Annotated in this window: 26 protein-coding genes and 2 riboswitches; of the genes, 14 read left to right on the top strand and 12 right to left on the bottom strand. The window is 39.6% G+C overall.

Annotated elements, in window-relative coordinates:
- Window positions 1-118: 118 nt before the first annotated feature.
- The gene (locus A4245_RS05940; RefSeq protein WP_067726652.1) at window positions 119-706 is read right to left on the bottom strand and encodes a TetR/AcrR family transcriptional regulator; all 588 of its coding nucleotides are present in this window, start codon (window positions 704-706) and stop codon (window positions 119-121) included.
- Window positions 707-859: 153 nt separating this feature from the next.
- On the opposite strand from A4245_RS05940, the gene A4245_RS05935 reads away from it, so the two are divergent.
- Both A4245_RS05935 and A4245_RS05930 read left to right on the top strand, forming a co-directional pair.
- On the top strand, window positions 860-1777 hold the full coding sequence (locus A4245_RS05935) for an ABC transporter ATP-binding protein (RefSeq protein WP_067726650.1): 918 nt from the start codon (window positions 860-862) through the stop codon (window positions 1775-1777).
- A complete protein-coding gene (locus A4245_RS05930) occupies window positions 1777-3378 on the top strand; it encodes an ABC transporter permease (RefSeq protein ID WP_067726648.1) in 1602 nt (533 codons plus the stop codon). Before A4245_RS05935 ends, A4245_RS05930 begins: the two co-directional genes overlap by 1 nt.
- 107 nt (window positions 3379-3485) lie before the next feature.
- Here A4245_RS05930 and A4245_RS05925 read toward each other — a convergent pair whose 3' ends face one another.
- Window positions 3486-5099, bottom strand: coding sequence for a catalase (locus A4245_RS05925; protein ID WP_067726646.1), 1614 nt, complete (start codon window positions 5097-5099; stop codon window positions 3486-3488).
- Window positions 5100-5330: 231 nt separating this feature from the next.
- Between A4245_RS05925 and yfkAB the strand changes: the two genes are divergently transcribed.
- The gene (yfkAB, locus tag A4245_RS05920; RefSeq protein WP_067726644.1) at window positions 5331-6458 is read left to right on the top strand and encodes a radical SAM/CxCxxxxC motif protein YfkAB; all 1128 of its coding nucleotides are present in this window, start codon (window positions 5331-5333) and stop codon (window positions 6456-6458) included.
- A 140-nt stretch (window positions 6459-6598) separates the two neighbouring features.
- On the top strand, window positions 6599-7507 hold the full coding sequence (gene metA, locus A4245_RS05915) for a homoserine O-acetyltransferase MetA (RefSeq protein WP_067726642.1): 909 nt from the start codon (window positions 6599-6601) through the stop codon (window positions 7505-7507).
- A 393-nt stretch (window positions 7508-7900) separates the two neighbouring features.
- Here the strand turns inward: metA and A4245_RS05910 are convergent, their stop codons facing one another.
- Window positions 7901-8689 (bottom strand): DUF3891 family protein, encoded by a 789-nt coding sequence (locus tag A4245_RS05910; protein ID WP_067726640.1) that lies wholly within the window; start codon window positions 8687-8689, stop codon window positions 7901-7903.
- Window positions 8690-8800: 111 nt separating this feature from the next.
- Window positions 8801-9286 carry a QueT transporter family protein gene (locus A4245_RS05905; protein ID WP_067726638.1) on the bottom strand — a complete coding sequence of 162 codons (486 nt, stop codon included), beginning with the start codon at window positions 9284-9286 and terminating at the stop codon, window positions 8801-8803.
- Window positions 9287-9293: 7 nt separating this feature from the next.
- A riboswitch (PreQ1 riboswitch) is annotated at window positions 9294-9338 on the bottom strand.
- Window positions 9339-9503: 165 nt separating this feature from the next.
- On the opposite strand from A4245_RS05905, the gene A4245_RS05900 reads away from it, so the two are divergent.
- From A4245_RS05900 to A4245_RS05890, 3 genes are all read left to right on the top strand, one after another.
- Complete coding sequence (locus A4245_RS05900) at window positions 9504-10364, top strand: VOC family protein (protein ID WP_067726636.1); 861 nt, start codon at window positions 9504-9506, stop codon at window positions 10362-10364.
- Window positions 10365-10379: 15 nt separating this feature from the next.
- Window positions 10380-11465, top strand: coding sequence for an LLM class flavin-dependent oxidoreductase (locus A4245_RS05895; RefSeq protein ID WP_067726634.1), 1086 nt, complete (start codon window positions 10380-10382; stop codon window positions 11463-11465).
- A gap of 110 nt (window positions 11466-11575) precedes the next feature.
- Window positions 11576-12529 carry a calcium/sodium antiporter gene (locus tag A4245_RS05890; RefSeq protein WP_067726632.1) on the top strand — a complete coding sequence of 318 codons (954 nt, stop codon included), beginning with the start codon at window positions 11576-11578 and terminating at the stop codon, window positions 12527-12529.
- A gap of 44 nt (window positions 12530-12573) precedes the next feature.
- On the opposite strand, the gene A4245_RS05885 is transcribed toward A4245_RS05890, so the two are convergent.
- The 6 genes from A4245_RS05885 to A4245_RS05860 all read right to left on the bottom strand — a co-directional run bounded on the left by A4245_RS05885 (window position 12574) and on the right by A4245_RS05860 (window position 17021).
- A complete protein-coding gene (locus tag A4245_RS05885) occupies window positions 12574-13173 on the bottom strand; it encodes an alpha/beta hydrolase (protein WP_067726630.1) in 600 nt (199 codons plus the stop codon).
- Window positions 13174-13193: 20 nt separating this feature from the next.
- Complete coding sequence (locus A4245_RS05880; RefSeq protein WP_067726628.1) at window positions 13194-13802, bottom strand: flavin reductase family protein; 609 nt, start codon at window positions 13800-13802, stop codon at window positions 13194-13196.
- Window positions 13803-13864: 62 nt separating this feature from the next.
- The gene (locus A4245_RS05875; protein ID WP_067726627.1) at window positions 13865-14293 is read right to left on the bottom strand and encodes a MarR family winged helix-turn-helix transcriptional regulator; all 429 of its coding nucleotides are present in this window, start codon (window positions 14291-14293) and stop codon (window positions 13865-13867) included.
- A 201-nt stretch (window positions 14294-14494) separates the two neighbouring features.
- Complete coding sequence (locus A4245_RS05870; protein WP_067726625.1) at window positions 14495-15427, bottom strand: aldo/keto reductase; 933 nt, start codon at window positions 15425-15427, stop codon at window positions 14495-14497.
- Window positions 15428-15531: 104 nt separating this feature from the next.
- On the bottom strand, window positions 15532-16293 hold the full coding sequence (locus A4245_RS05865) for an ABC transporter permease (RefSeq protein WP_067726623.1): 762 nt from the start codon (window positions 16291-16293) through the stop codon (window positions 15532-15534).
- Window positions 16290-17021 (bottom strand): ABC transporter ATP-binding protein, encoded by a 732-nt coding sequence (locus A4245_RS05860; protein ID WP_067726621.1) that lies wholly within the window; start codon window positions 17019-17021, stop codon window positions 16290-16292. The genes A4245_RS05865 and A4245_RS05860 overlap by 4 nt, the downstream gene beginning before the upstream one ends.
- Window positions 17022-17305: 284 nt before the next feature.
- Here A4245_RS05860 and A4245_RS05855 point away from each other — a divergent pair, with 284 nt between their 5' ends.
- From A4245_RS05855 to A4245_RS05835, 5 genes are all read left to right on the top strand, one after another.
- Window positions 17306-17638: a PadR family transcriptional regulator gene (locus A4245_RS05855; RefSeq protein ID WP_067726619.1), complete on the top strand. Its 333-nt coding sequence runs from the start codon at window positions 17306-17308 to the stop codon at window positions 17636-17638.
- Window positions 17635-18264 (top strand): HAAS signaling domain-containing protein, encoded by a 630-nt coding sequence (locus A4245_RS05850; RefSeq protein WP_067726617.1) that lies wholly within the window; start codon window positions 17635-17637, stop codon window positions 18262-18264. Before A4245_RS05855 ends, A4245_RS05850 begins: the two co-directional genes overlap by 4 nt.
- A gap of 110 nt (window positions 18265-18374) precedes the next feature.
- Window positions 18375-19844 carry a DUF4153 domain-containing protein gene (locus tag A4245_RS05845; RefSeq protein WP_067726615.1) on the top strand — a complete coding sequence of 490 codons (1470 nt, stop codon included), beginning with the start codon at window positions 18375-18377 and terminating at the stop codon, window positions 19842-19844.
- A 16-nt stretch (window positions 19845-19860) separates the two neighbouring features.
- Window positions 19861-20568 carry an isoprenyl transferase gene (locus A4245_RS05840; protein WP_067726613.1) on the top strand — a complete coding sequence of 236 codons (708 nt, stop codon included), beginning with the start codon at window positions 19861-19863 and terminating at the stop codon, window positions 20566-20568.
- A 282-nt stretch (window positions 20569-20850) separates the two neighbouring features.
- Window positions 20851-21753 (top strand): macrolide 2'-phosphotransferase, encoded by a 903-nt coding sequence (locus tag A4245_RS05835; protein WP_067726610.1) that lies wholly within the window; start codon window positions 20851-20853, stop codon window positions 21751-21753.
- Between the two features lie 184 nt (window positions 21754-21937).
- Here A4245_RS05835 and A4245_RS05830 read toward each other — a convergent pair whose 3' ends face one another.
- Both A4245_RS05830 and A4245_RS05825 read right to left on the bottom strand, forming a co-directional pair.
- Window positions 21938-22390 carry a YaiI/YqxD family protein gene (locus tag A4245_RS05830; protein WP_067726609.1) on the bottom strand — a complete coding sequence of 151 codons (453 nt, stop codon included), beginning with the start codon at window positions 22388-22390 and terminating at the stop codon, window positions 21938-21940.
- Window positions 22391-22849: 459 nt separating this feature from the next.
- Window positions 22850-23128: a DUF4183 domain-containing protein gene (locus A4245_RS05825; protein ID WP_067726607.1), complete on the bottom strand. Its 279-nt coding sequence runs from the start codon at window positions 23126-23128 to the stop codon at window positions 22850-22852.
- A gap of 372 nt (window positions 23129-23500) precedes the next feature.
- On the opposite strand from A4245_RS05825, the gene A4245_RS05820 reads away from it, so the two are divergent.
- Both A4245_RS05820 and A4245_RS05815 read left to right on the top strand, forming a co-directional pair.
- Window positions 23501-23863 (top strand): DUF4183 domain-containing protein, encoded by a 363-nt coding sequence (locus tag A4245_RS05820; RefSeq protein ID WP_067726605.1) that lies wholly within the window; start codon window positions 23501-23503, stop codon window positions 23861-23863.
- 586 nt (window positions 23864-24449) lie between these two features.
- Window positions 24450-24673: riboswitch (cobalamin riboswitch) on the top strand.
- Between the two features lie 480 nt (window positions 24674-25153).
- Window positions 25154-25585, top strand: coding sequence for an acyl-CoA thioesterase (locus A4245_RS05815; RefSeq protein WP_067726762.1), 432 nt, complete (start codon window positions 25154-25156; stop codon window positions 25583-25585).
- Window positions 25586-25624 lie beyond the last annotated feature (39 nt).

Genomic DNA, 25624 nt, shown 5'->3' with positions numbered 1-25624 from the left:
TGCATTCCTTACATTATTAGTGTAGGCGAAATGTATCGTAAATAAAAGGGGGACTCACATATGGAACAGATGTGGATAGTAAGTGGTAAGATCTGGAACACTTTCTAAAGAGCTCCACTCACTCCTTTTCATTTCCAATAATCCCATAAAATATTAGCTTTGTAATATCTTCTGTCATCGGTAACACCTTTTGATAAATCTCTTTCTTCTGCATTGCTTCCTTTAGCATCTGGATATAAAACAAGATTGCCTCATTTGATATATCATGACGAATATAGCCCTGCTCTCTTCCTACATTGAATAATTCAAGAATTTTTGGAAATATGTCTCTTGCATAGAGTTCCTCAATATAGTTTATACCTGATGAATAATCTTGCATTACATGGTTGTAGAATTCCTCATTTATATGGTTCGCGGCTTCCTTTTTATCGAATATAATTTGCTTTATTTTTTCAGGAAAGGCAATGTCACGATTTAATAGTGCCTCATAGTCTGCCCACACTTTATCTACATAGAATATAAACACTTCATGAACTAAATTATCCTTGCTGCCAAAGTAGTTATAAATCGTGACTTGAGATACATTCGCTTGTTTAGCTATTCCTGCCACAGAAACCCTTTTTATACCATGCTCCATAAAGAGAGATAAGGCGGCATCCATAATATCATTCTTTTTTTGTTCTTTACGTCGCTCGAAACCGTCCATTTCGTTCACCTCATTTATATTCTATTAAAAATTTTGTAATAAGACAATTTAAATAGTTCATAATTTTATTGCAAAAAGATTCTGGTTTATATAATATGAACTATAGAAGGTGTAACATTTCAAAAGTGTTTTTCCAAAATGGGAGGGATATTTGTGAATGTATTAAGAGCAACGAACTTAACAAAGCAGTTTGGAAAGTTTACAGCACTAGATGGCGTGGATCTAGAAGTGAATAAAGGAGAAGTATTCGGATTTATTGGGCCGAATGGTGCCGGTAAATCAACCACTATCCGTATTTTACTCGGTATTTTAAATGCAACGGAGGGAAGGGCAGAGATTTTTGGGAAAGATGTGTGGGGTGATGCGGTGGAAATACATAAACGTGTTGCATATGTTCCTGGTGATATTAATTTATGGCCCAATTTAACAGGCGGTGAAGTGATTGACTTTTTTCTTAACCTTCGAGGCAGCGGTAATCGAAATAGAAGAGAGGAGCTGATCAGCAGATTTAATTTGGACCCAGCAAAAAAATGCAGAACCTATTCAAAGGGGAACAGACAAAAAGTCGCCTTAATAGCCGCTTTTTCCTCTGATGCAGATCTCTATATATTGGATGAACCGACATCTGGACTTGATCCATTAATGGAAAGCATCTTTCAGGAATGTGTTATACAGGCGAAAAATGAGGGGAAAAGTGTGCTGCTTTCCAGTCATATTTTATCAGAGGTCGAAAAACTATGTGATCGGGTTGGAATCATCCGGGAAGGTAAAATGATCGAAACAGGGACACTTAAAGAATTGCGTCATTTAACCCGCACTAATTTTGTTGTCGAGACAAAAGAGCCGATTGTCTCGTTGAATGAATTAAAAGGTGTACATGGAATCCAAAAGGCAGATCAGGCAGTTTCATTTCAAGTGGATACGGAGGAGTTGGATAATGTTTTAAAATTTATTACTTCATACGGAATCATTCGATTGGAAAGTGCACCACCAACCTTGGAGGATTTATTTATGCGTCATTATGAAGGAACGTCTAGAACTTTGGAATCGGGAGCCGGAGGTGCATTATAATGTCTCAGCTGTTTAAAAATGCAGGTAAACTCACCCGCTTTCAATTAAGGCAGGACAGATTTCGGATTCCTGTATGGCTCATCTCGTTATCGGCAGTGACATTCGTGACTGCAATTTCGTTTGTTGACCTATATCAAAATGATGCAGAACGACAAGCTATTGCTGAAACGATGCGTAATCCGGCAATGACAGCGATGGTTGGCCAAGGCTATGGTTTGGACAATTATACGGCTGGGGCAATGATGTCACATCAAATGCTGCTGTTTACTGCAATAATCGTGGCGATAATGAGTATATTGCTTGTTACACGTCATACACGGGCAGATGAAGAGGATGGCCGGACTGAAATAATCCGTTCATTGCCTTCTGGGCGTTTGTCCAATTTAACTTCTACTATCCTTTTAGTAAGCTTTACGAATGTATTGTTGGCATTAATTATAGGATTTGGGAATTATGCCTTAGGTATTGAAAGTATGGATTTGGAAGGATCTATGTTATACGGAGCTGCTTTAGGTGCAACAGGTATTTTTTTCATGGCACTGACAGCAGTATTTGCACAGGTTTCGGAGAGCTCAAGAGGGACGATAGGTCTATCCTTCGCTGTACTGGGCTTGGCATATCTTATTCGTGCCATTGGTGATGTCGGAAATGAAACGTTATCTTGGTTTTCTCCACTTGGGTGGGCTTTGGGGGCGGAGGTTTATGTCAACAATTATTGGTGGCCGATGTTAGTGATGCTGGGCTTTTCGATTCTGCTATGTTTGTTGGCATTCTACTTAAATGCCATGCGCGACTTGGGTTCAGGACTTCTGCCGTCAAGGCCTGGCCGTACACATGCTTCTCTATTTTTGCGTTCTCCATTTGGTCTTGCATTGCGTATCCAGCGGACTGCGATTATTGCTTGGGCAGCAGGGATGTTTGTAATCGGTGTTTCCTATGGCTCCATTTTAGGTGACTTGGAATCCTTTATGGAGGAAATAGAGATAATGGAGCAGATGGTCAACCCGGTAGAGGGATATTCACTGACAGAGCAATTTATAACGATGCTTATGGCGATAATGTCCATGATCAGCACCATACCGGTTATGATGATCATTTTAAAGCTTAAAGGCGAAGAAAATAAGAATCGTACAGAACATGTATATAGCCATGCAGTTTCACGTTCGCGTGTGCTTGGAAGTTACCTCATCCTTTCGGTTGCAGTTAGTTTTATCATGCAGTTTCTCGCTATTTTCGGCCTTTGGGCGGCTGGGTCGGCAGTAATGGATGAAGGTATTTCTTTTGCTGTAATGTTTAATGCTGGAATGGTTTATTTACCCGCTATTTTTGTGCTGATTGGTGCTGCAGTATGTTTTGTCGGAGTTATACCTAAATTATCAGGACTTACTTGGCTTTATTTAATCTATTCCTTTATGGTTGTTTACTTAGGAGATTTGCTTCAATTCCCGGAATGGATGAATAATTTATCTCCGTTTGGTCATATACCACAAATCCCTGTGGAAGAGGTGGACTTCATCCATGTAACGATATTAATAGGCATTGCGATTGGATTAACGGTTGCAGGATTCATTGGGTATAACAGAAGGGATATAACGGGATAGCCTAACATTTCTTCATGAACAGGTTTTTAAGAATCAGCGAGTATGCAACAGTTCAATTGTTTTTTCCGGCATATGATGATAAAAAAGAAGCCTCAATGGGCTTCTTTTTAATATGGGTCAGCGTCATGTCCCTTTTCGACAGCTTCTTTTGTTGCTTCCTCCGCATCATCAGCCCCGAGTGGGTGCATGCTCGATTTGTCCTTCATCATTTTGCTTGCCTCTTGTAATCCTTCACGTAATCTTCGGCCATATTCTTCATCGGCATCCTCTGCGAGCGCTATCATTTTATCCTGAATACGCTGATCACATGTGGAGAGATCGTTAACGAGATTGTTGATTAACTCGTCCTTTTCCCAGTCCTCAAATTCGCGGTAGGTTTGTCCAGCCTGTTTGGTATTGTCATTTCTGTCAATGGATTCACGGACAAGCTTTCCTTCCACATGTGGTGTATGTTCCTTGCCGGTCTGCTCAGCTTCCTTTAGGCCGCCAAGTACGGATGGCTCGTAATTTATATGCGGATTTTGTCCAGGTGCTTTATCATTTTGGTGTCTTAATTGCCCACCTTCCTGGTTTGTTGCAACACGTTTCTTCGCTGCGTTTATTGGTACTTGGAGATAGTTTGCACCTACACGGTAACGCTGTGTATCAGAGTAGGAGAATGTTCTGCCCTGAAGCATTTTATCATCTGAGAAGTCAAGGCCATCAACAAGAACCCCTGTGCCAAATGCGGCCTGTTCGACTTCATTGAAATAGTTTTCAGGGTTTTTGTTCAATACCATTTTTCCTACTGGATGCCAAGGAATCTGGTCTTTTGGCCAGAGCTTTGTATCATCAAGGGGATCGAAGTCCAATTCAGGATGATCGTCGTCACTTAGGATTTGAACAAAAAGCTCCCATTCCGGATAATCTCCGCGTTCGATTGCTTCGTAAAGATCTTCTGTTGCATGGTTAAAGTTTTTGGCCTGAATTTCCTCGGCTTCTTTCATTGTCAGGTTTTTGATGCCCTGTTTAGGTTCCCAGTGGTATTTGACAAGGACAGCTTCTCCTTCACTGTTGACCCATTTGTATGTGTTGACCCCAGAACCCTGCATCATTCGGTAGTTGGCCGGAATTCCCCAAGGGGAGTAAATAAATGTAACCATATGAAAAGACTCAGGGGAATTGGCACAAAAGTCAAAGAAGCGTTCTGAATCCTGAATATTTGTTATCGGGTCTGGCCGGAATGCATGAATCATATCAGGGAATTTCATCGCATCACGGATAAAAAATATTTTTAGATTATTACCGACTAAGTCCCAGTTACCGTCTTCTGTGTAAAATTTTACTGCGAATCCGCGTGGGTCACGTACCGTTTCAGGGGAACCAGCATTGTTTACCACGGTGGAGAAGCGAACAAATACCGGTGTCTGTTTTCCTTTGTCCTGAAAAACTTTAGCCCTTGTATACTTGGAAACTGGTTCGTCACCGACTGTTCCATATGTTTCAAAATAACCATGTGCACCTGCACCACGGGCATGAACAATCCGCTCAGGAACTTTTTCCCTGTCAAAATGACTGATCTTTTCAATAAAATCGTAGTTTTCTAGTGTAGCCGGGCCACGATTCCCGACAGTTCTTATGTTCTGATTATTTGTAACTGGATGTCCCTGCCTTGTCGTTAACGTATCATCATTTTCCAGATTCGTTTGAGAATTATTCTCTTTTGACCGATCTTTTGCCATTTCTTCTCCTCTTTTCTTTTGAGATTTTAGGCTTTAGCCAAATAAAGCCCAACATTATTTATACTTACCCTTATTCAGAAAATTTAATCGGAAATCAAGAAAATAATGGTAATTAATTATTGGATAAACAGCAGGTTATTGAAAAATAAGCAATCATGCTAATTAGATGAGCATAGGTCGATAAAAGTGATAAAATAAGAATCAGGTTCCTAATGAAAAGGAGATTGATTGATGAATATAACGGATAGTTTCCAGGCAATAACACCCAACAATGATCCATGGGAAGCATACATGGATGTAGAACAATATGGGAAGATGACCTTATCTAATATTGAATTTACAACTACATATATGTGCAATATGAGATGTGCTCACTGTGCTGTAGGTTATACTTTGCAGGATATGGATCCGGAGGCACTGCCGATGGAGCTCATTCGGAAAAGACTGGATGAAATTCCAAATCTTCGCACCCTCAGCATCACGGGCGGAGAACCGATGATGAACAAAAAATCAGTAAGGGAATATGTGCTTCCACTGTTAAAATATGCTCATAGCAGGGGAGTAAAGACACAGATTAATTCCAACTTGACACTCCCATATCAACGTTATGAAGAAATTGTTCCCTATCTGGATGTGCTGCATATCTCCCATAACTGGGGTACCGAAGAGGAATTTGCCGAAACGGGATTTGCACTTATGGAAAGGAAACCTTCTGAAGAGAACAGGAAAAAATACTTCCGGCGAATGGTGGAGAACTCCCAGCGTCTTGCTAATGAAGGAGTTATGGTATCTGCTGAAACGATGCTTAATAAACGTACTTTTCCATACCTCGAAAAAATTCATGATCATGTAAATGAGATGGGGTGTGCCAGGCACGAAATTCATCCAATGTATCCCGTTGATTTTGCCAGCAACCTGGAAATACTAAGTCTGGATGAAATGCGCACGGGAATTCAGCGCCTATTGGATCATAGGAATGAAAATATGTGGATGTTGTTTGGTACGCTGCCATTCTATGCTTGCAGTGGTTCAAATGAAGATTTAGAAATTCTGAAACGCCTTTATAAAGAGAAGAATGTGACGGTTAGAAATGATCCGGATGGTCGCTCACGTCTAAATGTTAACATCTTCACCGGTGATATCATTGTAACCGATTTTGCTGATGAGCCATCACTCGGTAACATTCAAACGACATCATTACTGGATTCGTATCAAGCGTGGATGGAAACAAAGACTGCTAAAAGTTTGAACTGTCACTGTCCTGCAGTCAAGTGCTTGGGACCGAATGTGCTTGTTAAGAATGCATATTACCCGGGAGTCGATTTCAGGAAAAGAAGTGCCAGCATAAGTACTTTATAGATATAATACAATTTTTCCATCTTTTTGATTAATCTTTAACAAATTTTAGCTTCCTTCTGCTAAAATGATATTAATCTGAAATCTCAGATTTAGAGAAAAAACTGGTATAATCAGTAAAACATGGAAGGGGGCTTTTGTTAATGCCTATAAGAATACCAGCTAAACTGCCTGCAAAAGAAATTCTTGAACAGGAAAATATTTTTGTGATGGAAGAAGAACGTGCAACTACACAGGATATTCGGCCTCTTAATATATTAATCTTAAATTTAATGCCTGAAAAAGAGAAAACAGAAGCTCAGCTGCTGCGTTTTTTGGGAAATACACCAATACAGGTGAATATATCATTTTTACGACTCACAACCCATGAATCCAAAAACACAAGCAAATATCACTTGGACACTTTTTACAAACCATTTTCCGATGTAAACACAAAAAGATTCGATGGGATGATAATTACAGGTTCTCCTGTTGAACTGCTGTCGTTTGAAGAAGTGGATTATTGGGATGAGTTGAAGGACATCATGGATTGGTCGCAGGAAAATGTGACCTCAACGTTCCATATTTGCTGGGGCGCCCAAGCTGCATTATATCACCGTTACGGCATTGGCAAATACAGATTGCCAGAGAAGTGCTTCGGTGTTTATGAACATGAAGTATTGGCACCGAAAGAAAATCTAGTTCGTGGCTTTGATGATCATTTCCTTGCTCCGCATTCAAGATATACAGATATCGAATTCAAGAAATTAATGAACCACCCCGATCTTCACGTATTGGCTCGTTCGGATCAGGCAGGAGTATTTCTTGCTGCATCCAAGGACGGGAAAAACATTTTTGCAACGGGTCATTTGGAGTACAGTGCAACCACGCTGGCAGAAGAATATCGCCGTGACCGTGAACGGGGAATCGATACAAAGTTGCCGGAAAACTATTTCCCTGATAATGACCCGGAAAAAGCTCCATTATACAGATGGAAAAGCCATTGCAGTCTCATGTTCTCGAATTGGCTGAATTACTATGTATACCAGGCAACTCCATATGAATGGGATTGATTCTAACAGCAGGAAAAAGCTGAGCTTACGTGTAAACCGTAGTTCAGCTTTTTTTGTGTAGGTTGTTTACTGGGACTGCAGTTATTTTCCTCACCAAAAATTAAGTGTTGTTGTTTTGACACAAGATATGTAAACTACGAATTAACTTCCACAGCTCTGAAATGGAAACATGTAACTTCGGCAGCCGCAGCCCGTATACACTTCGCTTTCCGCGGGCGGCTGGTGAGCCCCTTCATGCTAAAGCATTTCAGTGTCTCACCAGCCGCCCGCGAAAAGCGCAGTGTATTTCCCAGAGCGGTCGCCGAAGTAACTTGCTTCCATTATTCGTGCAAAACTCTAACATAAATAATAGTTACGTCGCATTTTAAATCAACTGCGAGTAAACAATAAACCTTATGAAAATAGTCTTTGTTTGCTCTTTGCAGTAAATGTTATTGGGTACTCTTCAAAAGGTGCTTCTTCATAACTATCAATTAACCCTTTTGTCGAAATGGTTTCCTTTGGAATTATCTTCTGTTTCAGGATGACGTTGATTGGTCCATTGAATGGATAGTCATCCAACACGACTGTATTAGCATCATGCCACTTAAGTTGTAATTTTGGTTTACAGAATTCATGGAGGTCTGTATTGGTTGGGATTCCCTTTTTGAAAAAAGAATGTTCAGCGTGTTTTTCTACCCCAGGTTCATTCATGCAGACATACAGGGATAGGTTATCTGCAAGCTGGAGAAGCCCATAATGAAATTCAAACAAACGTTTGTTGAATTTATCCAGCGTATCCACTATTGTTTGTTGCCTCATTTCCTCATATGTTACAAATGCCTGTGCTTCAAGGGAGGTATTGTTCAGTAAAAACCGTTTATAGTGTTCACTGCAAAGCATGGCTGCATAAGGATCCACCTTTTCCACCTCATCAATCCCATGTTTATACAGTATGATTTTAGGCAGGTTTGGAAAGTCAAAAAAGGAAAATGGTCTATTTTCTTTGTCGTTCAGAAAGGGTTGTTTATCAAATTCCTTCCATCCATGATCATGCTGATATGCCGCATACTCGACAGATTGGCGGAGCTCAGAGCCATGGAAATAGTCTTTCTTCCACTGTTTGATTATATCTCCGGAAATCTGCGCGTGGTGATCCTGTTGAATCAATACATAATCATCTTCACGTTCTCTGACAATCATCCAAAGTCATCCTTCCTATCGTTAGAATGTAATCTAAGTATAAGCAAATTTGGCAAAAGGACAAAATAAAAACTTCATCATCCGTTTTATTAAAACGAATGATGAAGCAATTTAAATCAGTTTATTAAATTGTAACCTTTTATTCAAGGCATATATGATAGGGATACCGATTGCCAGTACAGCAAATTCTCCCACAGCTGTTGTAAACCAAGTGAACAGGAATGGAAGCTCCAATGCCAGGTTCAGCTCAAAGGCGACAATAAACATGTTGAATGTGAAAACAAGTGTATTTGCAACAAGCAGTACCCAGATATTTTTAATGTATTTTGCGAGTAATATGATAATTGCCAATGAGATGGCCGAATGGGCTACCCCAAACACTAAATCGTACCAGCCTAAAGGTGAAAATAACAGATTATATAAAAATACACCTAACACAATTCCAAAGAAATAACGTTTATCAAACACGATAAGGTGGTTGAATATTTCTGAAATACGGAATTGAATATTAGTAAAACCAAAGGGTACAATAAGTGCTGATACGGCAATGTACAATGCTGCCAATAAACCATTTATGACAAGTGTTCTTACTTTCATAGTGAATCTCTCCTTAGTTTTTTATCGTGGGATGGTCACGAACCACGTGAAGCAATGCAAATTAATATAATACAAAAACCAGATTTGAGAAAAGCTTTTTCAGTATAGTATACGTCATATAAACAGTTTGACAACCATAATAAAAATTAATATAATACTTACATAAAGTAACTAAGTGTAAACTTGTAATTATAAATTTATTGGAAGGAAGATTAAAATGGAAAAGAAATTTTTTGAGAAGCCGACAATCTATGTTGGTGAGGTTAATATAAATGTTACAAATCTAGAGAAATCCCTAACATTCTATAAGGATTTCATGGGTTTTGAGGTGCTGAAAGCAGAGGAGAGGAAAGTTGTACTGACAGTGGATGGCAATACGCCTTTATTAACTTTGGAACAGCCTGATAATGTCACACCAAAGGCGGCAAGGACGACAGGGCTATATCATTTTGCAATTCTGTTACCTTCTCGAAAAGATTTGTCATCCTTTTTAAAGCATATTATTCAAGCATCAAATGGCCAGATGCGTTTGGGTGCCTCCGATCATTATGTAAGCGAAGCCCTGTATTTTGATGATCCTGATGGAAATGGAATAGAAGTGGCGCATGACAAGGATTCTTCAGAATGGAATTGGAAGGATGGCCAGGTATCGATGGCAACAGTCGCCCTTGATGGAGATGGACTACTTGCTGAAACGGATGAGAGCTGGAAAGGTATGCCCGCCGATACATTAATGGGCCATATTCATCTGCACGTTTCTGATTTGGAATCGGCACGAAAATTTTATGTAGATGGAATCGGTTTCGAGGTAGTCACCGAATTCCCTGGCGCCCTTTTCATTTCGCATAACGGCTATCATCACCATATTGGATTAAACATATGGAATGGAGCTGGTGCACCTGAACCGGAAACAAATAGTGTTGGCTTAAACTGGTTCACACTGAACTTTCCGGATGAAGATACAAGAAGCAAAACAATTGAAAAGCTGAGAGCGATTGGAGCACCAGTGAATGCTGAGAAGGACCATTATGTTACGCAAGACCCTTCAGGAAATAATATTCAGCTAAGAATAAACTAAATGGAGGGAAGATTCATGGAAAGACAGCATAAGAATCCGGCATTTGAAGTTGGCCTCTATACTTTGGGGGATATCCTGACAGATCCACTAACAGGAAAAACAATTTCAGCCAGAAAACGAACGCTTGAAATTATTGAAGCAGCAAAACTCGCGGATGAGGCGGGACTTGATGTATTTGGTGTTGGAGAACACCATCGGCTTGATTATGCGGTATCCTCACCCCAGATGGTTTTATCAGCTATTGCACAGGCAACGGAGAATATAAAGCTTACAACTACGACAACCGTTTTAAATACAGTAGATCCGGTAAGGCTGTTTGAAGATTTTGCAACGCTTGATCTAATCTCTGGTGGGCGTGCTGAAATAATTGCCGGACGTGGAGCATTTGTGGAATCATTTCCGCTTTTCGGTCATGACTTTAATGATTATGATGCATTGTTTGAAGAAAATCTGGAACTCTTAATGAAACTGAATGAAAGCGAAAGAGTAACATGGAATGGGAGATTCAGATCAGCACTGGAAGATGCAGAAGTTGCACCCCGCCCGCTGCAGGAAAAAATTCCTGTTTGGGTCGGAGTTGGAGGAACCCCTTCCAGTGCAGCGAGAGCCGGAAGGTATGGTCTGGGATTAACCATAGCTATGATCGGTGGAACGCATTCCGGGTTTCTTCCATTGATAAATGCCTATCATAATGCCGGACATCTGGCTGGCTTCGATAATCAACTTAAAATCGGTGTGACAGGACATGGGTACATTGCAGAGACAATGGAGAAGGCTAGGAATGAATTTTACCCGTACTATGCCAACTATATGCAAAATATCAGTTTGCAAAGAGGAATGAATGCCAGGCTGAAACGTTCAGATTTTGAACAGATGACAGGGAAAGAAAGTGTTATGTTCATCGGCAGCCCACAGGAAATTATTGAAAAAGTGCTTTATCAGCATGAGCTTTATGGGCATACACGATTTATGCTCCAAACAGATATCGGGGCTATGCCATTTGAAAAAATCGCAAAAACAATTGAACTGCTGGCAACGGAAGTGGCGCCGGTACTGCGTCGTGAAACAGAAAAAAGTACAAAAGAAGCTACCGGAATTTAGATCCGGTAGCTTTTTTAAAACTTTTTTTACCTTTTGTTGAGATTTTTTTGCAATAGAGGGTAAAGTTAAACTAAGCAAGCAAAATATTATATAAAAAGGAAGAAAACATCATGGCGTACATATTATTGATTCTTGGATTTGTTCTATTGATAAAAGGAGCCAATTGGTTTGTTGATGGCTCCTCAAATATCGCAAAGCTGCTCAGAATCTCACCCATCCTAATCGGTCTTACAATTGTCGCATTCGGTACAAGTTCTCCAGAGATTACGGTAAGTATCATCGCCGCTCTTGAAGGAAGTGGGGATGTAGCTCTAGGGAATGTGGTTGGGAGTAATATTTTTAATATAACTCTCGTCGTTGGTTTGGCTGCATTTTTATATCCGCTAGCAGTACAGAATGAAACGGTAAAGAAAGAGATTCCTTTTACATTACTTTCAACCGCTGCATTGCTTATATTAATGGCGGATGTATTTCTTCAAGGAGAAAGGAATAACCTGATTACCCGTGGGGATGGATTGATTTTACTTTTATTCTTTACTATTTTTATGATCTACATTTTTGAAATTGCGCTAAAGGATCGGAAAGCTTCAGAGAAAGAGCCTTTGCCTGAAGGTCTTACATGGGGAAAAAACATTCTGATTTCGTTATTAGGTTTGGCAGCCATTATTTTTGGCGGGGAACTGGTAGTATCCAATGCGACAGAAATAGCCTACTCACTTGGGATGAGTGAAACGTTAGTGGGTCTTACCATTGTAGCAATTGGTACATCGCTTCCAGAACTAGTCACATCCATTTCTGCTGCATTGAAAAAACAAAGTGAAATTGCGCTAGGGAATATAGTTGGCAGCAATATCTTTAATATACTTCTCGTTCTCGGTACTTCATCGGTCATCACACCGCTGGCCTTTGATGGAAAAGTTTTTACGGACTTGTATATGATGGTTATTCTCACGATCATTTTATTGATTTTTTCCAGAACGAATTTCAAAATCGGAAAACGTGAAGGACTTATTCTGGCATTGGCATATGTTGTTTACCTCATCTATGTTATTATCCGAAATTAAAATCCCGATGTGCTACGGATATTTATGTAGCACATCGGGATTATTTAATTTTTATACCACGCTGCTGCCGCTTGCACTTCTGTCATTGTTAATTGGTGACCATGGTTTTCCCAATTAAGTTCCACCTTTGCACCGGCATTCTCCAATAATGTTTTGAGCTCTTCTGACTCCTGTGCAGGACAAATTGGATCATTGGTGCCTGCCCCAATAAATACATTTTTATCTGAGAGATCCGGCAAATCGATTCCTCTTCTGGGTACCATCGGGTGATGCAGCATTGCCCCTTGTAATGCGTCCTTGTAATGGAACATTAAGCTTGCAGCAATATTTGCCCCATTGGAGTAGCCAACTGCAGTGATATGTTTACGGTCAAAATCGTACTTTTCAGCAGCTTCATCCAAAAATTCATTTAACTCTTTTGTTCGGAAGATTAAATCTTCCTCATCAAATACTCCTTCAGCAAGCCTTCTAAAGAAGCGTGGCATGCTATTCTCAAGGACATTACCACGGACGCTCAGAACATTTGCATCCTTATCGATAATCTCTGCTAGCTGCAGAAGATCCTGTTCTGTTCCTCCTGTGCCGTGCAATAATAATAATGTTGGTCTTGATTGATCGTTTCCTTTATTGAAAATATGCTTCATTGTATAATTCCCCTCCCCAGTTATTTAGGTCTTTCCATTGCAAAAATTTCTCCGATTTTAGCATAATTTGTTCCGGCTAATCGGCTGACTGCACCCAGTTTTATTGGATCGATTTTTCCATCATAATAGATTTCCTCATCGATATGAAAACGGACAATTTTGCCGATAATCAGATCGGTACCAACAGAGTCATCCTCTCCCAATTCAATCACCTGTTCCATCGTACACTCCATTCGTACTTTCGCTTCATTTATCCCAGGAACAGAGACGAGTTCACTGTCAACAAGGGATAAGTCGGTCAGCTTTATTTCACTTTCGTTTGGTGATAGGGTGGCAGCTGTTTTGTTGATTTCGGTCACATTACGATCATCTACAATGTGAACTACAAATTCCTTTTTTTCCAGGATGTTTCGTGCTGTATCTTTTTGTTTCCCATCCCTTCGCTGCGCAGAGACAGAAATCATCGGAGGATTGGAAGATACGATATTAAAATAACTGAATGGTGCCGCATTAACTGTTCCATCTTCAGCAAGACTTGTTACAAATGCAATTGGCCTTGGGATGATGCTTCCAATTAATAATTTATAGTTTTCCCGTTCGGTATTACTCTTTGGATCCAATGAAATCATTCGGAACATCCCCTTTGTTAAGAGTGTTGTTAAGTCCTTCTACCGTAATCGGTGATTGGGTTTTAGCGGTCCCCTTTGTTTCCAATCTTTTTGAGCACGTCGATCAGCACCTGTTTGTCCTCTGTGGATACGTCTTCAAAAATTTCTTCAATCACTTTTTGATGCTTAGGAAAAATTTCATCCATTAGCTCTTTTCCCTTATTTGTTAACTGTATATAAACGACACGCCGATCGTCAGGACAATCACTTCTTTCAAGCAGTCCTTTACTTTCCAGTTTATCAATAACATAGGTGATCGATCCTGTGTTGATCAAAACTGCTTCGGATATTTCTCTGATTGTTTGTCTGCCTTTATGGTATAATGCTTCTAGAATAGTGAAATCAGAAGTCCGCATTCCATGGCTGCTAATATCCTTTTTAGTGATTTTCTCCAATGTCTTCGAAGCCTTCATCAGTACGACAAATGCTTTTAATGAAAAATTTTCGCTCACTTTTTTTCCTCCAATCGGGTTTTATATGAATTCACTTATTATGAATTAAATTAGTATTAATTAAATGTAATGGTACAGAATGGTTTCTATGTTGTCAACACATATTGTCTGCTTATTAGAGGGAAATATTTCAATGTGGCTGGTTAAATATGGAAGAATAATATAAGAGCCTGTTCCAAGAAAGGAACAGACTCTTATCTATCAGGAAAATATGCCGCTTATTTCCTGAACTTCAGCAGGACTTAATTCAACATCCAGAGCCTTTAAGTTATTTAACACTTGCCCGGATCGCTTTGCTCCTGGGATAACTACATCAATAGCTTTGCTTGCCAAGTACCATGCGAGTACAACATGAGGTACTTCCGTGTTTTTTGATTCCGCAATGTTTCGCAGTTTTTCAACTTTGGCGAGAGTATTTTCAAATTCCTCCCCTTGCAGATGGGGCATGCCTCTCCGGAAGTCATCAAATGTAGTTTCTTTCGTATACTTTCCGGCTAAAATACCTGAAGCAAAAGGGTAGTATGGAATAAAGGAAATTTTATTTTCAATTGTGTATGGGAAATAGTCATTTTCTGCGTCCCTGTTTATTAGATTATAATGTCCTTGAATCACATCCACATAGCCGTCTTTATTTGCTTCTTGCAATTGTTCCATGGAAAAATTGGAGACACCGACAGCTCTGATTTTTCCCTCATCTTTTAGTTCCTTTAATGCTCCGACCGCTTCATCCTTAGGTGTGCTTTCATCCGGAAAATGGATATAAAACAAATCGATATAGTCTGTTTGCAGTCTCTTTAAGCTTTGCTCGACCGTATGTCTTAGATTAGCGGGGGAGTTATCATGAACAAATTTATCGTTTACTTTCTTCTGTGACCCCTTTGTTGCAAGAATAACTTCATTCCGTTTCCTGGTTTCCTTTAAAACTTCCCCAATTAATTCCTCGGAACGCCCCATCCCATAACCGAAGGCAGTGTCCAAAAAGTTCAGGCCGTTTTCGATCCCTGTGCGGACGAGGTCTTTTCCTGCCGCTTCATCTAGATTAGGATAAAGATTATGACCACCAACAGCGTTAGTTCCAAGACCGATCGGATTTACATGGAGATCAGTGTTTCCCAGCTGTACTTTTTTCGCCATCAAATCGCTCCTTTTCAACTAAACGTATATGGTTCATTTTAGTTATGTTCTACAGGTAAGACAACTAATATATCCTTCGAGACGGCTTCTGCATGTAAATGAAATTACGGTTCCTCTCTGATTTTCAGCATCTGCATTTGCTTGTTAAACAGTGTAGGATAAGACAGGAAACCGAGCATGACACTCGTGACTGAAGCTGTCGTCAGCAGCAGAAACAAAATCAGCAATTGGAATTGAACCGCCTGGACAGGGTCTGCTCCTGCAATGATCTGCCCGCTCATCATGCCCGGAAGCTGGACGAGTCCAATTGTTTTCTGGCTCTCGATTGTCGGAATCATACTCGCTTTAATGGATGTAATCAGGGAAGTGTGAATCGCTTGCTTCGGAGTTCCCCCGAGCGATAAAATCAATTCCGTTTCATCCTGACGTGCTTCAATTTCAGAAGTGAAACGGTTCAGGAAAAGAATGGAAAGCACCATTGAATTTCCTACAACCATTCCACTGATCGGGATGATATATTGGGCAGTGGGCGGGGTTATTTGGAAACCAAGCAAAATACCTTGTGTCAATACTTCAACAAAAACAAACGTACTTATTAGCTTCCAAGTAATTCCCTGAATCGAAGCGCCTTTTTTTCTGGCATTTTGTGTCGCCGCACCGATCATAAGCAATACCATTAGGATGATATATATATAATGCTCAGACTCAAATACAAATGTAAGGATATACCCAACTGCAAGCAATTGTATAATAGAACGAACGGTGGCAATAATCGTATCTTTTTCCAGGCCCAGGTTCAATGTTCTGGATAACAATATGGGAATCAGGACGAAAATGAGCGATAGGGACAATGTTAGAAAACTCATTCGAATTCCCCCTTTACAAAACGTCTGACAATGTCATTTTGAGGGTTGTTGAGCAGAGAGCTGTCCCCAGCTTCAATAAGTTCTCCATTCATTATTACCCATGTATAATCTCCAATTGATAAAGCTTGTTCAAGATTATGTGTGATCCATACGATTGTAACGCTTTTATCTCTGTTCAGCTTCGTAATCAGCTCTTCAACATCTTGTTTGGATACACGGTCCAAACTAGATGTGATTTCATCAAGCAGCAGGATTTTTGGTTTGTTCACCAATGTTCTGGCGATAGATACCTTTTGTCGTTGACCACCGGATAGATCCTTAACATTCCGATATAAAATATCCTCCCCCAAGCTTACGTCTTCCAATAGTTTTTTTGCTTCTTCTTCCGGCAATTGTTCTCCTTTGAGAGTTAGCGGCATGGACAAGTTCTTCATGACAGTGCCACTTAACATTGTCGCACTTTGCAGGGCAAGCCCGACTGTGCGGCGCAGTTCTGTTGGCTCATAGCTGTTGATAGCTTTGCCATCAACGGTGATGTCTCCCGAATCAGGGGAAATCAGCCCATTGCATAACCTGAACAATGTTGTCTTACCAGCTCCGGAAGGGCCTACCAAGGTGGTAATTCTTCCGCTCGGGAAAAAACCTGTTATATCTTTAATGATGGTTAAGTTTTTATCGGAATATGTAACATGGTCAAACTGTAATGCTGCTTTGCTATTGAGTGTCATAGTGTCCTCCCTGTCAGCTTTTTCTAATCATCATTATTTGAATTCTGGTATCGGTATTCTTTATAGAGTTTACCAAATATGTCTAATGCATGTCATAAATAAGCAGTTTTAGAAGGGGGAGCACTCACCTGCTGACGAGACCTTTTCTCAGCCATCTCCACCGCAATGGCCCGTTAATGCCATTGATATGACCTTTTCTAATAATAAAATTTCCAGACCACTTTACATCACCTGTTAATTTAGATATAGTATAGTTACCTAATAATTCTAGGTAGGTGAAAAAAATGTTTAATCGTGAATTGGTGAAAGGAAGTACATCCCTCCTTGTCTTACAGTTATTGAATGAGCGTGATATGTATGGTTATGAGCTCGTAAAAGAAATGGACCGTCGCAGTGATCATAATCTGCAAATGAAAGAAGGCACTCTATATCCTGCCCTTCATAAGATGGAAAAGCAGGAATACATCGAATGCTACTGGCAGAACCAGGAGAAAGGTCCAGCTCGAAAATATTACCGGATCACGGCTCAGGGAAAAGAAATTCTAGCTGAACGTACTTCCGAATGGCATCGCTACGTTCAAGTGATGAACAATTTGATCGGGAGAAATGAGTCATGAGTTTAGCGGAACAATTTCTTCAAGATTTAGATAAAGAGATCGGAAACCATCCGGAAAAGCGGGAAATATTAGCTGAATATGAGCAGCACGTATATGAACTGCTAAATGATGTACCGGTCGATGAAAATGATATATACAAGGAACTGGCCAAAAGAATGGGAACTCCAAGTGAAATTGCTGAAATTTGGCAGCAGGAAGAATCGGTGACACCCAAAAAGACACAGTGGCTGTTTGTGCTGCTGAACATTTCCATTTTTATCGGGGGAATCCTTTTAACACTAAGCTATCATGTTTTTCATTGGGACTGGGCAGAAAGTTTATGGTCAGGATTGACAGATGCGACTTTCATTATAATGCTTGTCTATGCATCATTTTGGGGCCTGTTGGGTTATGAAATAGGCAAAGAATTTGGGCATGGAGGATACAAACTATTAAAAAAAACATTTGTGATTTCACTCTTGCCAAACTTAATTTTAATGTATTTGATTGTATTCAAACTCATCCCTTATGAATGGTTCCAGCCTTTTCTCAGTGTGCCATTTATCATATTATGTATTGCTTTTACAGGAATGCTTTATCCGATCAGCTGGATCGGTTACAGATGGGGAAGGAAGGTTTCCGTATGAAGTGGACTGAGCTTCTCGAGATTCCCTTCAGTCCTAGTGAAAAATATTTTTTTAACTATATACATAGAATTACTAAGTATATAGATTAACAATGCAAAGGTGGAAATAAAATGGAAGCAGTTAGAATGAAACAGAAAGCTGTCTTGTTTTTGTTTGTGTGTTTAGGTTTGGGGGCATTGGCGGAATTAAGTTTCCTGCATGGAAGGATTGGTCTATCATACCTTGTGTTTATGACTGGGTTTTATCTTATTTTTTTTCTGAGATTTCGTCTTTCATATAACCATCGGAGAATAGGCTTACTCTTTATGCTGGCCATATGGATATTGGCAGGAAGTTATTTATTCTACGACAATGTTCTGTTTTATAATCTAAATCTATTTATCCTGCCTTTATTAGTCCTTTTCCATATTGTATTGGTTACAGCTCCGAATAAGCTTAAATGGGCGATGCCAAGCTTTATGAAAATACTTTGGGAAAAGCTGGAGGCGGGAATTAAATATAGTTTCCAATTTTGCGCCGGTTTGTTTGAGAGTCTATTTAAAAATGTGAACATCCAACTAGCACAAACGTTGAAACGAATCTTGGTAGGTCTGGGAATAGGTATTCCATTATTATTGGTTATTACAGGATTATTAATGTCTGCAGATGCGGTTTTTCAGGAGATTGTATTACGCTTGCCGCAAATTATTTTGGAGCTTAATTTTCTGGAGGGAGCATTTCGATTTTTAGTCGTTATCGTCCTGGGATTATTGTTTTTTGGGCTATTCCAAGTGCTGCAGGTAAGGATAAAACCAAAGGAGAATTTCCGTCCTGCCACAAGAACCGAATGGAGCTGGGATAGTATAACGGCGGTAACCACCTTAATTATGCTTAACACTGTCTATGTTTTATTTGCAGTCATTCAGTTCAGATACTTTTTCGGTAATGATCTGCAGAATGGTTTTACCTATGCGGAGTATGCCAGAAGAGGGTTCTTTGAGTTAATGCTCGTTACTATGATTAACTGGAGTCTTATCATGAGCTGCCTGAAATTTGTGCATGCCGGAAGTAAAGGTTTCAAAACGACGTTAAAGATGATGTATTCCTTGTTAATTGTTGTGAGTGGCATTATGCTAATTTCCGCTTATCAGCGTCTGAGCATGTATGAAGCGGCGTTTGGTTTCACGATTGACCGCATTTTAGCACACTCATTCATGATCTTTCTATTGGTGATTTTTGCTTATACATTGATTAAGGTTTGGATTGAGAAGTTAACATTAATGCATTTCTATGTCATCGCGGGATTGATTTTCTATATTGCCTTAAATGCTATTAACATAGAGCAAATCATCGTAGACAACAATATGGAACGCTTTGAAGAGACAGGAGAAATGGATATCTATTATCTGAACTCTCTCTCTTATACGGGTGTTGATGGTTTAATGGAGCTTTACAAGGTAGAACCGGATTATCCAGAGTTAAGAAGGTTATTGCAGCAGAGGCAGCAACAGGTAATGAACGAGCCGGAAATTTCATGGCAATCCTATAATTTTACAAGACAGGAAGTTACCGAGAAGATTAAAGATCTTGACTTAAAATAAAAGGGAGGGATAGCTAATGCATTCATCACCAACACATGTTGCCATAATTATGGATGGAAATGGACGATGGGGCAAAAAAAGAGGATTTAGCCGAAGTAAGGGCCACTATGCTGGTGCACAGGCAATGGAAAAAATCATTGATGCCAGCATCGAATTGGATATCAAAGTCTTGACACTGTATGCATTCTCTTCGGAAAACTGGAGCAGGCCCAAAGATGAAGTCAATTATCTTATGCAATTACCAGTGAGGTTTTTCAAGCAGAAGCTTCCTGAGTTTATGAAAAGAAATATTAAGGTTTTAATTTCCGGCAATACAGCAGCCCTGCCGGAGTCAACAAAAAAAGTGTTCAGCAAGACGGTGGAGGCGACCAAAAATAACAATGGAATTATTGTTAACTTTGCTTTTAATTATGGAGGGAGGGATGATATTTTACAGGCTGTCCATCAAGTGATTGAAGAAGTTCAGAACAAGAAAATAGCTTTGGAAAATGTAAATGAACAGGTGATACAACAATTTCTCTATACAAAAGAACTGCCCGATCCAGATATAGTCATACGCACAGGCGGGGAAAAAAGGGTAAGTAACTTTCTATTATGGCAATGCTCCAAATCACAATTCTATTTCACCGATGTCTATTTCCCCGACTTCACAAAAGAATTACTGCAACAAGCAATAAAGGTGCCTGGCACTTCCCGAAATTTGTCGAATGGGTTGCCAAGGTAATTTAGTGGTATGTAAAGGGCTTTGAGATTAAGATATATGCTGCCAAGATGCGGTGTTGGAATTCTGAAAATCGGGAATGGGTATACAAGCATTTGTGAAAAACCTCTTGCCGCCCTGGAAACTTCTGTGAGGAAAGTGGAATTGCCGACACGAAGTACTTATGTGTGGTGGAACACTTCCTGGAAGAAGCATAGATCTTGAAGGGCCTCACTAAATGGTGGGAGCAAATCAGCAGCTGCTGGAAAAATATCAACAATCTGTAAACAAAGGAAGTGTTTGTAATTGTCTTTATCCCGTGATCAAGTTATTGATATAGCACGGAATCATGGACTGGGCATAAATCTGGATTCGCTGCAGTATAATGATTCCGGACTCGATTTTCAGGTAGTCTTTGCTACCGATGCGGCTGGTGTGCATTGGGTGTTACGTTTTCCAAGACGTAAGGATGTTGTACGTTCAGCAAGAAAGGAAAAAAGGGTTTTGGATTTGGTAGGACCTAAACTCCCTATTGAGGTCCCAAAATGGAGTATCTTCTCAGATGAATTGATTGCTTATAAGCTGTTAACAGGAATCCCGGCAGGAACGATCGACCCGGAAAAAAAGGCTTATGTTTGGGAAATGGATGCAAAAAATGTTCCGGATGATTATCATTCAACGCTTGGTGAAGCGTTGGCTAAATTGCATCAGATCAACCATATTGAAGCAAGGTCAGCAGAGTTGAATGTGCAGACACCGGAAGAAATAAAACGGTCCATGATTGTTAGAATGGAAAAAGTCAAAGCTGAGTTTGGCGTTAGTGGTGAACTATGGGAACGATGGCAAAAGTGGGTGTCGAGTGAGGATTTGTGGCCAAAGCAAACTGTATTTGTACATGGAGACCTGCACCCAGGCCATATATTGATTGATGAAGCGGCTCGTGTCACCGGATTTATTGATTGGACAGAAGCGAAAGTCGATGATCCTGCCAATGACTTCGCAGCCCATTATATGGCTTTTGGTGATCATGCACTAAAACAATTAATAGATGCCTATGGAAGGTCTGGAGGATATATTTGGACCAACATGTTCGAACACATCGTGGAACTAACAGCAGCGTATCCTGTAGCTATAGCAGAATTTGCAATGAAGTCAGATAGAGAAGATATGAAATGGATGGCAAAACAGTCGCTTGGTCTATTGGATTAATATTCTTAGGAGAGGCAACCTTGAAGGGATATTTAATGGAATAGGTTAGTGGATCATTGAAGAAGACAATACACAGTTTATCAGTTAAGAAATGAAATACCCAGTGGCTGAACTGCTGCTGGGTATTTCTATTTCTGTTTAATTTTATTTCCTTAAGTTTACTTGCAAGCTGCAGCAAAAATAATCAGTCAGAAAGCTTCTCGGATAGTATCTTCCTGAAAAGAGCACGAAACTTTTCCTTGTCTTCAAATGTGAATGGCTTTGGTCCCTTCGTACGCTTGCCGCTTTTGCGTGCCATTGCACTTAAATAACGGGTTTGCAAAAGCTGATCAATATTGTCATCGGTATATACAAACCCTTTGTGGTGCAGCACTTCGCATCCCTTCGCCAAACCCAATGATGCCAACCCATAATCCTGTGTCACAATGATATCGGCTTTTTCTGCCAGCTTCATAATACGATAGTCAGCTGCTTCAGCTCCCGTATCTACATAAATGGTTTTTACTCCAGGGGGGTCATCCGTATTGGAAAAATGGGATAGGCTTGTAACCATTATTACTGGTATGTTTGACACTCTAGCCTCGGCCACAATTACTTCCTTAACAGGACAAGCATCCGCATCCACATATATTTTCATTGTAAACCTCCCCCTGATTATCTCAATTGATAGTGATGATAATATCAGGTCTACGTTTTGTCAATATAAATCTTTTATTCCGAAAGAATTAATAATAGAGAGTGCAAAAATGATAAAGTATTCTCAAATCGTGCCTGAATGATTATGATAAACGAGAATATGTACATTTGAAGAAGAGGCCCCTTACCTGTAGGTGCCTGTCATGGGGACAACCAAATTCAGACCGATCATCCGCCAATCAGATATAGAAATCATTCACGAGGCAATCACGCAAAATCCATAACTAAGTATCCGTTAAGTTCCCTCTACCTGCTCATAGGCTTAGCTATTTCCCATATACAACAATCGAGCAATAATGGTGTAATGAAATAAGCCCAATTTCTCTATTTTTATACTTAGGAATTGGGCTTATTAATATTGGAATATCCTTCACGTTATAAATTCAAAACGTTACCCCTTTTAGTTCACAATACATTCTAGCAGGACAGGAACACCAGCATTCTGTAAGTTTCCATCAATAATTGTTAACGTAGTGCCATCAAAAGTTGATTCAGTGTCTAGCTGAAGTATACCATTTAGATAGAGGTTATACGATACAAATGATGTTGGAAAAGCTGTTAGACCAGCATCAGCAGTAGTATCAGCAAAAACAAACGTACGATTATCAACTTCAATTGTACCGTCACCGATGGTCGAAGCGAATCTTTGTGAGTCTATAAAGGGTTTAACAATAGCCATAAAGCCTCACCTCCTTTATTAATAGTAAATGTAAAGATGAAATATTAGTATCAGCATTTTATTCAGGTAAAATATACATTTTTTTCTTCCCTCCTATAAATATAAACGTTAATTATCCCAACCATAAACAAGAGTACTTAGTTATAGACTCGTCATTCTTAACGGTACATATTTCACTTGTTCTCTTTTTCCAAAGCAACTTTCTCCCGTACAAATAAATAAGTGTAGCTTAATCGCATTAAAATCTCATGGGTTTTTAACATTCTTTTTCAACAATATATAGCGGCCTGCGACTTAGGTGTATATCCGCCGTCACGAACAAAAGGCTCCTATCATTAACTATATGAAGTAAGCTGTTAAGGAGGCACATTAATGAAAAACAGAAAAACCCATGTTATTTCTACCACTAAAGTTCATGATTGGGTCAATACCACATCTCATATAAAAATGAACATTAAACTCAATTTTAGAAAGGTATCTAAAGCTGATAATTATATTTACTTTACTTTATCTGATGGAGTCAAATCAGTTTATACGAATGTAGATGAATTAAAAGAGTATGGGGATCGAGGAATTTTAGATCCTGAAACAGTTACTTATATTAATCTTTATGTCAACGGAATTTTACAACCTCAAAATATTTATGAAGTTAAAAAAGGGTTTCTTAAATTTTTATTTGATGTACCATTGAAAAACGTTCCTATTTCCCTCCAATTCATAACTATTTATCAATAATTTTTCAGTTTTCATATCTATTTCTTTCCTATCTTAAAAAATTGGCCTTGAAAGCTTTAAGTCGCATAAATTATATACTGCGTTAATTGGCAATATTTTCCACATAAAGAACTTCTGCACTTTCCCAATTGAACAGATTAACAATGAAGGGTGCTCTGCATTAGGGGGGAGGTTTTATATGAATTAGGACAAAAAATTCCCAAAGTGCTATTACTTTTCCTTTCACCCAGACTATTTACATGCATGCTGTCCGAGGGGGGAGTGCATTCCATATGATTGTCGGTTTGTCATCCCGCTGTTCCCTTATATTGTTTGATGAGTCCGTATTCGAAGGTTTTTAGCGCTTTCAATTGAAGGTAGTATCAACTTACTTGCCTGCCCTTCGTTATCTAATGTGTTATACTGAATAAAATAAATATTATCGCTTTATCCTACATTAACGGACTGTAAGACTTCCCATCAAGTATTTGGAAAGAATTGCAAGTGGGGAATCTACTGTTAATACAAGCCCAATTCCGATTCAAGGGCTTCAGGTCACATTCTTGCTATGCAAAACTCAAGTCAAGGAATGAAAAACCTTCCAATGAGTTAAGTTTCATGTTATGGCGGCCTTCTATTCAAAGTTGAAAAGGGAAGCTGGTGAAAGTCCAGCGCGGTCCCGACACTGTAACGAGGAGAATCCTTCAGGCAGCCACTGTTTTTTATGGAAAAATAAGAAAGCATAGATTTTGGCAGTAATTAACTCTTACACCTAAACAGCCACGTCAAGCTCCGGTTCCTAGAAACTCCTGTCATAAGCAAAGGACATTCCAAGCGCGAAAACCATGCGCTTTCCAGTCCCTTGCTAGCATAGAGTTTCTAAACAGTCACCTACGCTTTTGATCGTCCAGCGAAAGCGGACTACCCCCTCGAGGTCTTAAGAAGAAACTACCTGTAGCAAAGAACGCCTCTGGTAGTTTCTTCTTAAGCTTGTCGGGGGTGATCAAGGCGCTTACGATTTTGTTCACGGAAAGGCAGATAGGATTCGGTGATTCGAAGCCAGGAGACCTGCCATAAGGAAGGACATTTATTCCTACGGGAGATAGGAGGGTGGCCGCGCTAATTTAGATTTATTTTCATTCATCATAATTAGTGACATTCCCGGACATCTTCAATCAGAGAAGGTGTTTTTATTGTATATTAACCAGCCTAGAATCCGCTTATTTCATTCGTGAGAGGTTCAAGAAGGAGAGATTGACATTGGAGAAGATAGCTATAAAAGATACGAAAACAATCCAGACCAGACTGGTAATGCCGCCGGACACTAATCATTTAAATACTATTTTCGGTGGAAAAATACTTGCATATATTGATGAAATTGCTGCCTTAGCCGCAATGAAGCACGCGAATAGTGCAGTAGTCACAGCCTCCATCGATTCGGTTGATTTTCTTTCTTCGGCGAAAGTGGGTGACTCATTAACCTTGGAGGCTTATGTAACGTATACAGGGACAAGTTCCATGGAAGTGTATGTAAAAGTGACCGCACATGATTTAATCAAAAATGAAAAGAAACTTACGACAGAATCATTTCTGACAATGGTTGCAGTAAACGAAAACGGAAAACCTGTTCCAGTACCCGGCGTTTTCCCGGGAAGTGATGAGGAAAAGGTTTTATTTTCTACCGCACCAGCAAGAAAAGAAAATCGTTTAAGACGCAACGCATATAAACAGGAACAATTATAATATTAATGTCTAAAAATGTGTCCGGGTAAACAAATCGGC

Source organism: Oceanobacillus damuensis (assembly GCF_001618145.1).
GTDB lineage: Bacteria > Bacillota > Bacilli > Bacillales > Amphibacillaceae > Oceanobacillus > Oceanobacillus damuensis.
Note: the sequence above shows the minus strand (reverse complement) of the source record. Positions and strands in the feature narration are given on the sequence as shown.

What these genes read in the sequence shown, in the direction of transcription:
- A4245_RS05940 (WP_067726652.1), bottom strand. Translation starts at nt 706, where the DNA reads ATGGACGGTTTCGAGCGACGTAAAGAACAAAAAAAGAATGATATTATG.
- A4245_RS05930 (WP_067726648.1), top strand. Translation starts at nt 1,777, where the DNA reads ATGTCTCAGCTGTTTAAAAATGCAGGTAAACTCACCCGCTTTCAATTA.
- A4245_RS05925 (WP_067726646.1), bottom strand. Translation starts at nt 5,099, where the DNA reads ATGGCAAAAGATCGGTCAAAAGAGAATAATTCTCAAACGAATCTGGAA.
- yfkAB (WP_067726644.1), top strand. Translation starts at nt 5,331, where the DNA reads ATGAATATAACGGATAGTTTCCAGGCAATAACACCCAACAATGATCCA.
- metA (WP_067726642.1), top strand. Translation starts at nt 6,599, where the DNA reads ATGCCTATAAGAATACCAGCTAAACTGCCTGCAAAAGAAATTCTTGAA.
- A4245_RS05910 (WP_067726640.1), bottom strand. Translation starts at nt 8,689, where the DNA reads ATGATTGTCAGAGAACGTGAAGATGATTATGTATTGATTCAACAGGAT.
- A4245_RS05905 (WP_067726638.1), bottom strand. Translation starts at nt 9,286, where the DNA reads ATGAAAGTAAGAACACTTGTCATAAATGGTTTATTGGCAGCATTGTAC.
- A4245_RS05900 (WP_067726636.1), top strand. Translation starts at nt 9,504, where the DNA reads ATGGAAAAGAAATTTTTTGAGAAGCCGACAATCTATGTTGGTGAGGTT.
- A4245_RS05895 (WP_067726634.1), top strand. Translation starts at nt 10,380, where the DNA reads ATGGAAAGACAGCATAAGAATCCGGCATTTGAAGTTGGCCTCTATACT.
- A4245_RS05890 (WP_067726632.1), top strand. Translation starts at nt 11,576, where the DNA reads ATGGCGTACATATTATTGATTCTTGGATTTGTTCTATTGATAAAAGGA.
- A4245_RS05885 (WP_067726630.1), bottom strand. Translation starts at nt 13,173, where the DNA reads ATGAAGCATATTTTCAATAAAGGAAACGATCAATCAAGACCAACATTA.
- A4245_RS05880 (WP_067726628.1), bottom strand. Translation starts at nt 13,802, where the DNA reads ATGATTTCATTGGATCCAAAGAGTAATACCGAACGGGAAAACTATAAA.
- A4245_RS05870 (WP_067726625.1), bottom strand. Translation starts at nt 15,427, where the DNA reads ATGGCGAAAAAAGTACAGCTGGGAAACACTGATCTCCATGTAAATCCG.
- A4245_RS05865 (WP_067726623.1), bottom strand. Translation starts at nt 16,293, where the DNA reads ATGAGTTTTCTAACATTGTCCCTATCGCTCATTTTCGTCCTGATTCCC.
- A4245_RS05860 (WP_067726621.1), bottom strand. Translation starts at nt 17,021, where the DNA reads ATGACACTCAATAGCAAAGCAGCATTACAGTTTGACCATGTTACATAT.
- A4245_RS05855 (WP_067726619.1), top strand. Translation starts at nt 17,306, where the DNA reads ATGTTTAATCGTGAATTGGTGAAAGGAAGTACATCCCTCCTTGTCTTA.
- A4245_RS05850 (WP_067726617.1), top strand. Translation starts at nt 17,635, where the DNA reads ATGAGTTTAGCGGAACAATTTCTTCAAGATTTAGATAAAGAGATCGGA.
- A4245_RS05845 (WP_067726615.1), top strand. Translation starts at nt 18,375, where the DNA reads ATGGAAGCAGTTAGAATGAAACAGAAAGCTGTCTTGTTTTTGTTTGTG.
- A4245_RS05840 (WP_067726613.1), top strand. Translation starts at nt 19,861, where the DNA reads ATGCATTCATCACCAACACATGTTGCCATAATTATGGATGGAAATGGA.
- A4245_RS05830 (WP_067726609.1), bottom strand. Translation starts at nt 22,390, where the DNA reads ATGAAAATATATGTGGATGCGGATGCTTGTCCTGTTAAGGAAGTAATT.
- A4245_RS05825 (WP_067726607.1), bottom strand. Translation starts at nt 23,128, where the DNA reads ATGGCTATTGTTAAACCCTTTATAGACTCACAAAGATTCGCTTCGACC.
- A4245_RS05820 (WP_067726605.1), top strand. Translation starts at nt 23,501, where the DNA reads ATGAAAAACAGAAAAACCCATGTTATTTCTACCACTAAAGTTCATGAT.
- A4245_RS05815 (WP_067726762.1), top strand. Translation starts at nt 25,154, where the DNA reads ATGCCGCCGGACACTAATCATTTAAATACTATTTTCGGTGGAAAAATA.